A 14190-nucleotide genomic window follows, 5' to 3' on the forward strand; every position below is an offset into this window, starting at 1 on the left:
TTTCCCTGATGTGTGGCTTCGACCGTCCGTCCGTGGTTCAATCGTGGTCGCCCGGCGCCCCGGATGTCGGGAAACCGGTGGCTTGTCAGCGACCGAGGCTCCCCAGTACATTGATACATGACCCATGAATAGCGGATATGTGGATACACCCTAGCTATCAGGCGGATGCGCGTCGCGCCGTCCGTTCTGTCAGTGTGCTGATGGTGCTGCTGATCCTGGTCAGCGGCCTGACGTTTCCTGCGTCATTTCATCAGATCGCCCACTATCTGCCGCTGCACAATCTGGCCGAAGCCGTCTCCGTGATGGTGGCGTCGTTGATTTTCGCGGTGCTGTGGGCCAGCCGCCACGAAGCCCTGCCCGGTAATCTGCTCTTGCTGGGCAGCACCTTCCTGGGCGTGGCCCTGCTGGATTTCCTGCATTTGCTGGCCTATCCGGGCATGCCGGATTTCATCACGCCCAATGATTCGGACAAGGCCATTTACTTCTGGCTGCTGGCGCGCCTGCTCGGCGCGTTGGGGCTGCTGGCGGTTGCCGGCCTGGCCTGGAAAGGCCGTGCGGTTCGTGTCCCTTTGTGGCTGCAGGTGATCGGCGTGCTGGTGCTGGTGGGGGGGCTCACCGCGCTGTATTTTCGATGGCCGGACAGGATTCCCCGGGCCTTCATTCCCGGCCAGGGACTGACGGCCTTCAAGGTGTACGCGGAGTACGGCCTCATTGTGCTGTATCTGGCCGCGGCGCTGCTGTTCTGGCTGCGCATGCGCCAGCCGCGGTATTACAACGTCGGAGACCTGTTCGTGGCGGCCTGTGTGATGGCGCAGGGGGAATTCTTCCTGACCCTGTATTCGGGGGTGACGGATGTCTATATCCTTTTCGGCCATATCTACAAGGTCATCGCCTACGCCTTTCTTTACAGGGCCGCCTTCGTCGAGGCGGTGCGGCATCCCTATGCTTTGCTGCAGGATTCCCAGGACAAATTGCGGGCGACGCTGGATGCCATGCCGGATCTGGTCTTCGACATGGATATCGATGGCCGCTATCTGTCGGTCCATACCAGCCGGCCGTCGGATCTCTCCGCGCCCGTGGATCAGTTGCTGGGCCGCGTCGTGGGCGATGTCCTGTCGCCCAGGGCTGCCCGGATCGTGCTGGGCGCTTTGCGGGAAGCCGCGGCGCAGGGACAGTCCCGGGGACAGATCATCACGCTGGATGACCCCGATGGAAAGCCGCGTGAATTCGAGCTTTCCGTCGCACGCAAGGCCATGCTGCGGGGGCACGCGCCCCAGTTCGTGGTGGTGTCGCGGGACGTCACCGCCCGGCTGAAAAACGAGCAGGCCTTGCGCACGCTGTCCACCGCCGTGGTGCAAAGCCCCGTCTCGATCATCATCACCGATCGGCATGCGCGGGTCGAGTTCGTCAATGAAGCGTTCACGCGCATCAGCGGCTATGCGGCCTCCGAGGTCCTGGGGCGCAATCTGCGCCGCTTGAAACCCGCACGCACGCCCGCCACCACGTTCCGGGCCATGTGGTCGCAATTGGCGCAAGGCAAGGCATGGCGCGGCGAATGGCACAATCTCAGCAAGAGCGGCCAGGAATACGTCGAGTCCGTGTTGATCTACCCGGTTCGCAATGCCCAAGGGACCGTCACCAATTATCTGGCCCACAACGAGGATGTGACGGAAAAGCGCCAGGCGGCCGAACGCATCCGGCGGCTGTCGCAATTCGATCAGCTCACCGGCCTGCCCAATCGGAATCAGCTGCGCGAGCAGTGCCGCGATGCCATGGATCGCGGCGGCCGCCTAGCCGCCCTGTGGATGGACCTGGATCACTTCAAGGCCGTCAACGATTCCCTGGGCCATCATGTCGGGGACGCCCTGCTGCAGGAAATGGCGCAGCGCCTGCGAACCCAGTTGCCGAGCATGGCCCTGTTATCCCGGTATTCCGGGGATGACTTCGTCGCCGTGCTGCCCGGGGCCACCCGGCAGCGGGCGTTGGCGCAGGCGCGGGCACTGCTGCAAGCCGTGGCGCTGCCGCTGCGGCTGGCGGATCAGGACATCTTCAGCTCCGTCACCATCGGGGTGGCGCTCTACCCTGACGATGCGGCGGAGTTCGATGCTTTGCTCAAGAGCGCGGAAACCGCCATGTACCGCGCGAAAAGCGACGGGCGCCACCGGGTCGGGGTGTTCACGCCCGAGATGCAGGCCCACGTCAGCCGCGAACTGATGCTGGGCAATGCGCTCAAGCAGGCCTTGGCCAATCAGGAACTATTCCTGGTCTACCAGCCGCAACTGGCTCTCCAGGACGGCGCCATCCTGGGCGCCGAGGCGCTGCTGCGCTGGGAATCCCCCCAATGGGGGCGTGTGCCGCCTTCGGAATTCATTCCCATCGCCGAGGCCAGCGGTCTGATCATCCCCATCGGGGAATGGGTATTGCGCACCGCCATGCGGCAATTGCGCCAATGGCTGGACCAAGGGCTGCCCATGCTGCGCATCGCCGTGAATCTGTCCGCCGTGCAGTTCAACCAGTCCGACCTGCCGGGGCGGATCAAGCGGATCCTGACCGACACCGGGGTGCCGGCCGGCCTGCTGGAATTGGAACTGACGGAGGCCGTGGCCATGAAGGCGCCCGAAGCGGCGGCGCAGCGCATGGAAGAACTGTCGCGTTTCGGGGTCCGGTTCGCCATCGACGATTTCGGCACGGGATATTCGTCGCTCAGCTACCTGAAGCGCTTCAAGCTGCACAAGCTGAAGATCGACCAGTCCTTTGTCCGCGACATCAATGTCGATCCGGAAGACCAGGCCATTGCCGTGGCCATCATCCAGCTCTCGCGCAGCCTGGGGCTGCGCACCATCGCCGAAGGCGTGGAAACCGCCGAGCAGCAGGAATTCCTGAAAGCCAACGGCTGCGAAGAGGGCCAGGGCTATTACTACAGCCGTCCGCTGACGGCGGACGCTTTTGCGGCTTTCGTGCGGGATGGCCAGGCGCCGACGGCGCCCTGAAGCGACGCCGCATCCATGACGGGGATGCGGGCGCGCGGATCAGGCCGCCGGGACTAGCGCCTTTCCCAGATGGTCATTTCCGACAGCGTGTGCTGGAACTTGCGCCGGGTCTCGCGGATCACGAAGGGCACGTCGGTGGGGCCGGACACCAGGCGGAAATGGGCGCCCAGGTGGTCCTGCAGGCCGTCCAGTGTGGTGTAGTTTTCCGCGTCCTTCTTGAACCCGCCGATCCAGGCCTGACGCGGCGTGTGTTCTTCCAGCCAGGTGTAGGGCGAGGCGATCACCAGCAGGCCGCCGGAGACGACGCGCTCGTGGATCTGATCCAGGAAGCGGGCAGGGTCGTACAGCCGGTCGATCAGGTTGGCGGCCAGAATCAGGTCGTATTGCGTGAACTGGGGTTTCAGATTGCAGGCGTCGCCCTGATAGAACTCGACCCTGCCGGTCGTATCCTGCAAACCCAGATCGGCCAGGCTGCGGGCTTTGTAGGACACCAGCTCGCCTTCGTCGGCCAGGGTGTAGCGCAACTGGCCGGATTGGATCAGCTGCACGCCCTGGTTGATGAAGCGGGCTGAAAAATCCACCCCTGTTACCTGATCGAAGGCGCGGGCCAACTCGAAGGTCGCGCGCCCCGAGGCGCAGCCCAGGTCCAGGGCGCGGCGCCGGGGGCGGTCGGCCATGGCGGCGATGGCGTGTTGCGCCAGCGCCTGCGAGAAGTTCTGCACGCCGAAATAGCTGTCGCCGTAATGGAATTCGGCGTATTCGGACATCAGCTTGTCGGTTTCGTAGTAGGCGGCGGGGGCTTCCGCCGGGGCGTGGGAAATCACGTAGCGGAACCCGGCGTGCTGGAAGAAATGCCGCCGGAAGGCATAACGCGAGGCGCGCACGGCCTCGTTGCCGCAGGCGATCCAGGACCCGCCTTTCATCAGATTGTGCCGGCCGTCGAAGGTCGGCGTGGTGAAGTCGTCATAGATCGGGTGGACGTCGAAGCCGTTGAACGGGTAGGTGGGGGTTTCCGTCCATTGCCAGACGTTGCCCACCACGTCGAACCAGTCGCCGTGGGCGTAGCGGTTGACCGGGCAGGACGACGCCCCGTGGTCCAGATGCAGGTTGGCGGCGCAGGCCTGGTCGTCGGGATCGCGCAGGCCGGCGGCATCGTACAGGCGATACCATTCGTCTTCGGTGGGCAGGCGCACCGGCTGGCCGGTTTCGGCGGCCTTCCAGTTGCAGAAGGCCTTGGCTTCCAGGTAGTTGACCTCCACCGGCCAGGACCAGGGCATGGGGATTTCGCCGGTCATCAGGCGCAGCGCCCAGCCCTGGGTCTTTTTCACCCAGAACGTCGGATGTTCGGCTCCGCTGAAGGCCAGCCATTGGCGGCCTTCTTCCGTCCAGTCGCGGTGGTTGCGGTAGCCGCCCGCCTCGACGAAGGCCAGGAATTCCTGGTTGCTGACCAGGTAGCGGCTGGCCTGGAAGGATTCGACGTCGGCGCTGTGGCTGCCGTATTCATTGTCCCAGCCGTATTGGGGGTCCGAGAACGCCTTGCCGATCTGGACTGTTCCGCCCGGCACGCGAACCGGCTCGTTGTCCGGCGCGGCATCGCCCGCATCGGGCTGGGGTTCCCAGCCGGCGGCGGGCTGCACGTATTTCAGGGCGTGCTGGCGGATCAGGACGGACGAGGTTTCCAGATGGATGCGTTCGTGTTCGATCCCCATGATGATGGCCCACCAGGGGTTCTGCCAGTCGATGGGGGATTGCAGGGGCGCGTGGTCGATCAGGTCGCAGACCAGCCGGCGCACTTTGTGGCGGTAGGCCCGGACTTCGGCGATGGTCGGCCAGGCGTAGTTGTGTTCGTCCAGATCGTCCCAGCTCATTTCATCCACGCCGACGGCGAAGATCGACTCCAGGCGTTGATCCAGGCGTTGGTCGATCAGGCGGGTCAACAGCAGCTTGTTGACGAAAAACGTGGCGGTGTGGCCGAAATAGAAGATCAGCGGGTGGCGCAGCGCGATAGGCTTGACGAAATAGGCCTCGTCATCGGCCAGACACTGGAACAGGGACTCGTAGCGATCGCAGGTTTCCAGGAAATACTGCCGGATCGATGCCCGCAAGCGGTTGGTGTCCGGCTCGACCAGATTCGGCGTGCGCATGAATCGCGCCGACTGCAGGGGGGCTGGGGCGGAAGAAAGCGGGGTGGCGGAGGAAGGCATGAGGATATCCGGACGAAATAAGGGCCACGTGAACGCTTTAGCCTAACACGACGGTTTAAAAAATCGCGAGGCGCGGGCTTCACATGCATAATGTACTGATGCAGCATAACCCTGATACGTTTCATGGGGGGCCTGGAGGGGCATGGGTTGTTGGCATGGGCGGAAAGTCGGCTGGGGGTGGCGTGCCTCGCGGGTCCGCGGGCGCGCGCGCCTTGCGTGGCTGGTCGCGCAGGCGCTGCTGGGCGCCTGGCTGATGCTCGCCGGCCCTGCGGCTGCCGTCGCCCAACCCCTGGACGCGATGTGCCCGACCCGGCCCTTGTCCTTGCTGCAGCCGGATGTCCCGTCGCTGGCCGATGTCTGCTTCGTGCAGGACGACCAGCGGGCCCTGGGGCCGGGAGACGTGCTCAGCGGCCGCTGGCCTGTGCAGCGTCGCGACGCCGATCAATTGGTGTTCACCCATACCCGGGCGGCATATTGGGTCTATGTGCCGCTGCGCAATCCCGACCCGGTCGACCATACCTGGTTCCTGCAGCTGGACTATCCCTTGCTGGATGAGGTGGACTTCTGGGTCTATGACCTCGAACCCGCCGGCGCCGCGCCTGTCTTGCTGCATGCCGAACGCATGGGGGACGCGCGGCCGTTCGGACTGCGTCCCGTGCGTCATCGCCTGTTCCTGCTGCCGCTGGATTTCAGGCCGGGGCAGTCCCTGGGCGTAGTGATCCGGGTGCGCAGCAGCGGCGCCATCAACATTCCCTTGTCGCTGCATACGGCGGAATCCGCCTTGGCCGGCACCCAGAACCACAGTCTGGCGCAAGGCATGTTCCTGGGTGCGCTGGGGCTGCTGATCATTTTCAACCTGACACTGTTCCTGCGCCTGCGCATCCTGCAACCCTTGTACAACGCGGCCTACATCCTGTGCGCGGGCCTGTTCCTGGCGTCGATGTCAGGGCTGAGCTTCCAGTACCTGTGGCCGGATTCCCCTTGGCTGGCCAATGTATCGGTGCCGGTGACGGAAGTGCTGGCGATTCTCAGCCTGTTGTTGTTCACGCGGGTCTTTCTCGGGGTTCGCGCCGACCGCTGGCCGCGTCACACGCAGTTGATCCGGGGCCTGTTCGCGGCGGGCGCCGTGCTGTTCGCCGCCAGCTTCTGGGCGCCGTATTCAGTCATCATCAAGGTCAATACCGTGTATGCCCTGGCCAGCATGCTGTGCATGTTCGCCATCGGGATCCGGCACGCGCGGCAGGGCGAACGCGCCGCCCGCTGGTACGTGGCGTCCTGGCTGGTCTTCTATGCGGGTTTTCTGTTCTACAGCCTGGCCGCCTTCGGCTATGTTCCCGGCTTCATGGCCCAGGAACGCTGGATGCAGGCGGGCTTGGGCAGCCAGATCTTCCTGCTGACCTATGCCGAAATCATGCAATTGCGCGATCTGCTGGACCGCGCCTTGCGGATCGAATCCTCGGCCCGCAGCTCCCTGCAGCACGAGGTCCAGGCCCGCACCGCCGACTTGCGGACCGCAATGGGGTCCCTGGAGCAGGCCAATCGGCAGTTGCGCGAGCTGACCCGGCACGACCCCCTGACCGGCCTGCTGAACCGGCGGGGTCTGGATGAGTCCCTGGACCGGGTGCTGGAGGGCCCCGATTGGGTGGAGCCGCATGTGGTGCTGGCCATTTTTGATCTGGACCGCTTCAAGCGCGTCAATGACGACTATGGCCACGACGTGGGCGATTTCGTCCTGGAATGGGTCGCCGAAGTCCTGCGCAATCTGCTGCGGCGCAAATCGGACGTGCTGGCCCGTTTCGGCGGTGAGGAATTCGTGGTCCTGTTGCCGGGCATGGCGGCGCAGGATGCCGCGGTTCTGATCCAGCGGGTGCTGGATCACGTGCGCCGGCATCCCGTGGACCTGGATGACGGCCGCCAATTGCCGCTGACCCTCAGCGCGGGGGTCGCCGCCTGGCGGCCGGGGGACACCGCCCAGTCGTTGTTCCGGCGCGCGGATGCCAGTCTGTATCGCGCCAAGAACGCCGGACGCGACCGCCTGGTGATCGATTCGGACCAGGACGGCCTGGCCGATGCCGGGGAAGAAATCTCGCGCGATTCGGCATAAGCATATACGGCCGGGCCGGGGATACCCGTGAAATCGACCCTTTTTGACCCTGCTTCCATTAGGGATGACCCTGACGCGGACTCAGAAATATCGCACAATGGTCGTTTTCCAATGCTTGAGAAGGATCAAGATGGCACGCATCGTTCTGTTCGAAAACATCCATGCCAGCGCCAAGGAAGTCTTCGTCGCCGCCGGGTTTGACGAGGTCGTCACCTATCCGGGTGCATTGACGGGAGACGCCCTGCGCGAAGCCCTGCAAGGAGTGCATGTCGTCGGGATCCGCTCCCGGACCCATCTCGATCAGAGCGTGCTGTCCGACCTGCCGGACCTGCGGGCCATCGGCTGCTTTTGCATCGGCACCAACCAGGTGGACCTGGAAACGGCCGCGCTGCGGGGCATCCCGGTGTTCAATGCGCCGTTCTCCAACACCCGGTCCGTCGCCGAACTGGTCCTGGGCGAGGCCATCCTGCTGCTGCGCCGGATTCCGGAAAAGAACGCGCGGGTCCACGAGGGCTTCTGGGACAAGACCGCGGACGGCGCCTACGAGGCCCGCGGCAAGACCCTGGGCATCGTGGGCTATGGCAACATCGGGTCCCAGGTCGGCATCCTGGCCGAATCCTTCGGCATGCGGGTCCTGTACCACGACATCGAGGCCAAGCTGCCGCTGGGCAATGCCCATGCCACCAGTTCGCTGAAGAAATTCCTGGCCCAGGCCGACGTGGTCACGCTGCACGTGCCGGGCGGCAAGGACACCGCCAACCTGCTCGACGCCGATGCCATCGCGGCCATGAAGCCGGGCAGCATCCTGATCAATGCCTCGCGCGGCACGGTGGTGGATATTCCGGCGCTGCAGCGCGCCCTGAAATCCGGCCATCTGTCGGGCGCCGCCATCGACGTCTTTCCGACAGAACCCAAGAGCCGCGACGAGGCTCTGGACAGCCCGCTGCGCGGGATGCACAACGTGATCCTGACGCCGCACATCGGCGGCAGCACCCAGGAATCCCAGGAAAACATCGGCCGCGAGGTCGCGGAAAAGCTGAAGCGCTTCGTCAGCAGCGGCACGACCAAGGGCACGGTGAACTTCCCGGAAATCTCCTACCACGAGCAGGCCGGCGCCGTCCGCATCATCCACATCCACCAGAACGTTCCGGGGGCCATGGGGGCGCTCAGCAACCTGATGGGCGAGTTCGGTCTGAACATCGTCAGCCAGCAGTTGCAGACCCGCGGCAAGATCGGCTACGCCATCACCGACGTCGATGGCGAGGTCACGGACCAGGTGGTCGAAGGCCTGCGCCGCCACCCCATCACCATTCGCTGCGATCGCGTCTGATTGCGCGAAGCGACGCCCGCGCCGCGCAAGCGGCCCGGGGCGTTCGGAGAAGGGCCGCACCCATCCGGGATGCGGCCTTTTTTTTCGCCGCAAGTAGTCTTTGGTGATTCAGACACTTATACTGGGCCCATTCCGTCAGATCATGGGGCCCTGGACTTCACGGGGTCTGGGCAATCTTCCGGACAGGGTGGTGTGCTTCCCCGGGCGCTGGGGCGCTTGTCGGAAACTCCGGTGGGTTTGATCCAGATCAGCATCCCTATTCATCGTGGGGTCTATCGTACAGGGTCTTTATCCCAGGAGTCCTTGCATGAGCACAGTGCATGATGATGCCTCCGGACGCCAGCGGGGCCGCCTGCTGACCGTCTGGACCCCGGAAGACAAGGCGTTCTGGGCGCACGAAGGCCGCGCCATCGCCAACGTCAATCTCTGGATCTCGATTCCCGCGCTGTTCCTGGCCTTCGCGGTCTGGCAGATGTGGAGCGTGGTCGCCGTCAATCTGCCCAACCTGGGCTTCAAATACACGGAAAACCAGCTGTTCTGGCTGGCGGCGCTGCCCGCCTTGTCGGGCGCCACGCTGCGGATCTTCTATTCCTTCATGGTCCCGGTCTTCGGCGGACGGCGCTGGACTGCCCTGACGACCGCCAGCCTGCTGTTGCCCACCATCGGGGTGGGGCTGGCCGTCCAGGATCCGGCCACGCCGTATTCCACGATGTTGCTGCTGGCGCTGCTGTGCGGGCTGGGGGGCGGCAATTTTTCCTCCTCCATGTCCAACATTAGTTTTTTCTTTCCCAAGGAACGTAAAGGCTCCGCCCTGGGCTTGAACGCGGGCCTGGGGAATCTGGGCGTGTCCTCCGTGCAGTTCCTGGCGCCGCTGGTGATCACCATGGGCATCCTCGGCCCCTGGGCCGGCGAGCCCCAGATGGCCAAACTGTCCGGCGCCCATGGCGTGGCCGAGGTCTGGGCGCAGAACGCCGCCTTCATCTGGGCGCCCTTCATCATCATCGTCTCCATGCTGGCCTGGGTGGGCATGCACGACATCGCGGATGCCAAGGCGTCCTTTCGTGAACAGGCGGTCATCTTCAAGCGCAAGCACAACTGGATCATGTGCTTCCTGTATCTGGGCACGTTCGGGTCCTTCATCGGCTTTTCGGCGGGTTTCCCGCTGCTGATCAAGTATCTCTATCCCGATATCCGGCCTTTGCAATATGCCTGGCTGGGGCCCCTGGTCGGCGCCATGGCGCGGCCCTTCGGCGGCTGGCTGTCCGACAAGCTGGGCGGCGCCCGGGTGACGTTCTGGACGTTCTTCTGGATGGTGCTGGGCGTGCTGGGCGTCATGGCGTCGCTGCCGGGCTCCGGCTCGCCGGGCAGCTTCACCGGCTTTTTGCTGGCCTTTCTGTTCCTGTTCTTCCTGACCGGCATCGGCAATGGGTCCACCTTCGCCATGATTCCGGTCATCTTCAATACCCTGGCTCAGCGCCGACATGCGGCGGGCTCTCCGGCGCAGGCGGAATCCGAAGGGGCCAAGGAATCCGCCGCCGTGCTGGGGTTCAGCGGCGCCATGGGCGCGTATGGCGGGTTCTTCATTCCCAAGAGCTTCGGCACGTCCTTCGATCTGACGGGTACTCCGTACGCGGCGCTCGTGTTCTTCGTCGTGTTCTATGCCGTCTCCATTGCCGTCACCTGGTGGTATTACTCGCGGCGCGGCGCGGAGATCCCGTGCTGAGGCCCTGCATGTCCCGGTCTGGCGGCCGGATCGCCATTGATCGGTGTTTTATCGAACGCTTTCCAACGGAGCAATCATCGTGAGCCATTTCATTGATCGCCTGAAGTATTTTTCCCGGCCCAAAGAACCCTTTTCCAATGGGCATGGCACTGTCGTCCACGAAGACCGCACCTGGGAAGACGCCTACCGCAATCGCTGGCAGCACGACAAGATCGTCCGTTCCACGCACGGCGTGAACTGTACCGGGTCCTGTTCCTGGAAAATCTACGTGAAAGGCGGCATCGTCACCTGGGAAACCCAGCAGACGGACTATCCCCGCACCCGGCCCGACATGCCCAATCACGAGCCCCGCGGCTGTCCCCGGGGCGCGACGTTTTCCTGGTACCTGTACAGCGCCAACCGGGTGAAATATCCCATGCTGCGCGGGCGCCTGGCCCGGATGTGGCGCGAACAGCGCAAATCCATGGATGCCGTGCAGGCCTGGGAAGCCATCGTCACCGATCCCGACAAGTCCAAGGCCTACAAATCCGTGCGCGGCCTGGGCGGTTTCGTGCGGTCCACCTGGGACGAGGTCAACGAGATCATCGCCGCCGCCAACATCCACACCATCAAGCGCCACGGCCCGGACCGCATCGCCGGATTCTCGCCGATCCCGGCCATGTCCATGGTGTCGTATGCCTCGGGCAGCCGCTATCTGTCGCTGCTGGGCGGATCGCTGCTCAGCTTCTACGACTGGTATTGCGACCTGCCGCCGTCCAGCCCCCAGACCTGGGGCGAGCAGACCGACGTCAGCGAATCGGCGGATTGGTACAACTCCACATTCATCATGCTGTGGGGCTCGAACGTGCCGCAGACGCGCACGCCCGACGCCCACTTCATGGTCGAAGCCCGCTATCGCGGCGCCAAGGTCATTTCCGTGTTCCCGGACTACGCCGAAGGCGCGAAATTCGGCGATCTGTGGATCCACCCGAAACAGGGCACCGATGCCGCCCTGGCCCTGGCCATGGGGCACGTGGTGCTGAAGGAATTCCACCTGGCGGGGAAAAGCGCCTATTTCGACCGCTATTGCCGCCAGTACACCGACATGCCGTTCCTGGTGCGCCTGGTGCGCCAGGGCGACCGCTACGTGCCGGACCGCAAACTGCGGGCCGCCGATTTTCCCGATCGCCTGGGGCAGCAGAACAACCCCGAATGGAAGACTGTCGCCTGCGACGAACAGACGGGTGAATTCATCGTCCCGCAGGGGTCCATCGGTTTCCGCTGGGGCCAGAAAGACGGCGAAGACGCCGGCAAATGGAATCTGGAATTGAAGGATGCCCGAGGCCAGGACGTCAGCCCGCGCCTGTCCCTGATCGATGCCCACGATGAAGTCGTACCGGTCGCCTTCCCGTATTTCGGCGGAGTGCATCACGATTACTTCAAGGGCACGGACCACGACGAGGTCCTGCTGCGCAATCTGCCGGTCAAACGCGTGCAGACGGCCGAAGGCGAGGTCCTGGTCGCGACGGTGTTCGACCTGTTCGTCGCCAATTACGGCATCGATCGCGGCCTGGGCGGGGACAATGTGGCGTCGTCCTACGATGACGACGTGCCCTATACCCCGGCCTGGCAGGAACGCATCACGGGCGTGCCGCGCGAGCAGGTCATCACGGTGGCCCGCCAGTTCGCCGACAACGCCGACAAGACCGAGGGCAAGTCCATGGTCATCCTGGGGGCCGGCCTGAACCACTGGTACCACATGGACATGGCGTATCGCGGCATCATCAATCTGGTGTCGATGTGCGGCTGCGTGGGGCAGTCGGGCGGCGGCTGGTGCCACTACGTGGGCCAGGAAAAACTGCGCCCGCAGACCGGCTGGACCATGCTGACCTTCGCGCTGGACTGGCTGCGTCCGCCGCGCCACATGAACGGCACCTCGTTCTTCTATGCGCATACGGACCAATGGCGCTACGAAAAGCTGCAGGTGTCCGAGCTGCTGTCGCCGCTGGCGGATGCCTCGAAATACCAGGGCAGCCTGATCGACATGAACGTGCGGGCCGAACGCATGGGCTGGCTGCCCACCGCGCCGCAGTTGCAGACCAATCCGCTGCAGGTGGTGCGCGATGCCCAGGCGGCCGGGATGGACCCCAAGGAATACGCGGTGCGGGGCCTGCGCGACGGCAAGCTGAAATTCGCCTGCGAAGACCCCGACAATCCCGATAATTTCCCGCGCAATCTGTTCATCTGGCGGTCCAACATCCTGGGTTCGTCGGGCAAGGGGCACGAATATTTCCTCAAGCACCTGCTGGGCACCCAGCATGGCGTGCAGGGCAAGGACCTGGGCGAAATGGGGGCGGGCAAGCCCCTGGAAGTCAACTGGCGCGACGAGGCCCCGCAGGGCAAACTCGATCTGCTGGTGACCTTGGACTTTCGCATGTCCACCACCTGCGTGTATTCGGACATCGTGCTGCCTACGGCCACCTGGTACGAAAAGAACGACCTGAATACCTCGGACATGCACCCCTTCATCCACCCGCTGTCGGCGGCCGTGGACCCGATCTGGGAATCGCGCAGCGACTGGGAAATCTACAAAGACCTGGCGAAGAAGTTCTCCGAACTGGCCGCCGACGCGGACCTGCCCGACGAAGACCTGGTGCTGCAGCCCATGCAGCACGACTCCCCGGGCGAACTGACCGACCCCTATGCCGTGCGTGAATGGCGCAAGGGCGAATGCGACCTGGTTCCCGGCAAGACCATGCCCAATCTGATGGTGGTCAACCGGGACTACAAGAACGTCTACAAGCGCTTCACGACGCTGGGGCCGCTGGCTGAAAAACTGGGCAACGGCGGCAAGGGCATTTCCTGGGACACCAAGGAAGAGGTCGAATTCCTGGGCAAGCTGAACTACCGCGAGCGCGAACCGGGCGTCGGCCAGGGACAACCGCGCATCTTCACGGACATCGACGCCTGCGAGACCGTCCTGACCCTGGCGCCGGAAACCAATGGGCACGTGGCCATGAAGGCCTGGCAGGCGCTGTCGAAGATCACGGGGCGCGACCACACGCACTTGATCCGATCCAGCGAACATGAAAAGATCCGTTTCCGCGACATCCAGGCGCAGCCGCGCAAGATCCTGACCTCGCCCACCTGGTCGGGCATCGAGTCCGACAAGGTCAGCTACAGCGCGGGCTATACCAACGTGCATGAACTGATCCCCTGGCGCACCCTGACCGGCCGCCAGGAGCTCTACCAGGATCACCCCTGGATGCGCGATTTCGGGGAATCGCTGTGCGTGTACCGGCCGCCCGTGGACACCAAGACCATCACGCCCATGCTGGACAAGCAGTTCAGCAATGGCGAACCGCACGTGGTCCTGAACTTCATCACGCCGCACCAGAAATGGGGTATCCATTCCACCTATTCCGACAACCTGATCATGCTGACGCTGTCGCGCGGCGGCCCCATCGTCTGGATGTCGGAAATCGATGCCGCCAAGGCCGGCATCGTGGACAACGACTGGATCGAGGTCTTCAACGTCAATGGCGCCCTGGTGGCCCGGGCGGTGGTCAGCCAGCGGGTGCCCGAAGGCATGACCATGATGTATCACGCCCAGGAAAAGATCGTGAACGTGCCGGGGTCGGAGCTGACCGGGAAACGCGGCGGCATCCACAATTCCGTGACGCGCACGGTCGTCAAGCCCACCCACATGATCGGCGGCTATGCCCAACTGGCCTATGGCTTCAATTATTACGGCACGGTCGGCTCGAACCGGGATGAATTCGTGGTGGTCCGCAAACTGAAGAAAGTCGATTGGATGGACGAAACGCACGAAGTGTCCGTCCAGACGCAGGCCTAAGGAG

General features: G+C 64.1%; 6 protein-coding genes. 5 read left to right on the forward strand and 1 reads right to left on the reverse strand.

The window, feature by feature from the left end:
• Positions 1-137: 137 nt before the first annotated feature.
• Positions 138-2990, forward strand: coding sequence for a bifunctional diguanylate cyclase/phosphodiesterase (locus WBG56_RS14920; protein ID WP_424269716.1), 2853 nt, complete (start codon positions 138-140; stop codon positions 2988-2990).
• A gap of 53 nt (positions 2991-3043) precedes the next feature.
• Here the strand turns inward: WBG56_RS14920 and ovoA are convergent, their stop codons facing one another.
• Entirely contained in the window at positions 3044-5194 is a 2151-nt protein-coding gene (ovoA, locus tag WBG56_RS14925) for a 5-histidylcysteine sulfoxide synthase (protein WP_424269718.1), read from the reverse strand.
• Positions 5195-5336: 142 nt separating this feature from the next.
• Between ovoA and WBG56_RS14930 the strand changes: the two genes are divergently transcribed.
• The 4 genes from WBG56_RS14930 to WBG56_RS14945 all read left to right on the forward strand — a co-directional run bounded on the left by WBG56_RS14930 (position 5337) and on the right by WBG56_RS14945 (position 14186).
• Positions 5337-7298 (forward strand): sensor domain-containing diguanylate cyclase, encoded by a 1962-nt coding sequence (locus WBG56_RS14930; protein ID WP_424269720.1) that lies wholly within the window; start codon positions 5337-5339, stop codon positions 7296-7298.
• 130 nt (positions 7299-7428) lie between these two features.
• A complete protein-coding gene (gene serA, locus WBG56_RS14935) occupies positions 7429-8628 on the forward strand; it encodes a phosphoglycerate dehydrogenase (RefSeq protein WP_424269722.1) in 1200 nt (399 codons plus the stop codon).
• Positions 8629-8935: 307 nt separating this feature from the next.
• Positions 8936-10351, forward strand: a complete 1416-nt coding sequence (locus WBG56_RS14940) for a NarK family nitrate/nitrite MFS transporter (RefSeq protein WP_424269724.1) — start codon at positions 8936-8938, stop codon at positions 10349-10351.
• Between the two features lie 79 nt (positions 10352-10430).
• Complete coding sequence (locus WBG56_RS14945; RefSeq protein ID WP_424269726.1) at positions 10431-14186, forward strand: nitrate reductase subunit alpha; 3756 nt, start codon at positions 10431-10433, stop codon at positions 14184-14186.
• Positions 14187-14190 lie beyond the last annotated feature (4 nt).

This window comes from Castellaniella sp. (genome assembly GCF_049671645.1).
Taxonomy (GTDB): domain Bacteria; phylum Pseudomonadota; class Gammaproteobacteria; order Burkholderiales; family Burkholderiaceae_B; genus Castellaniella.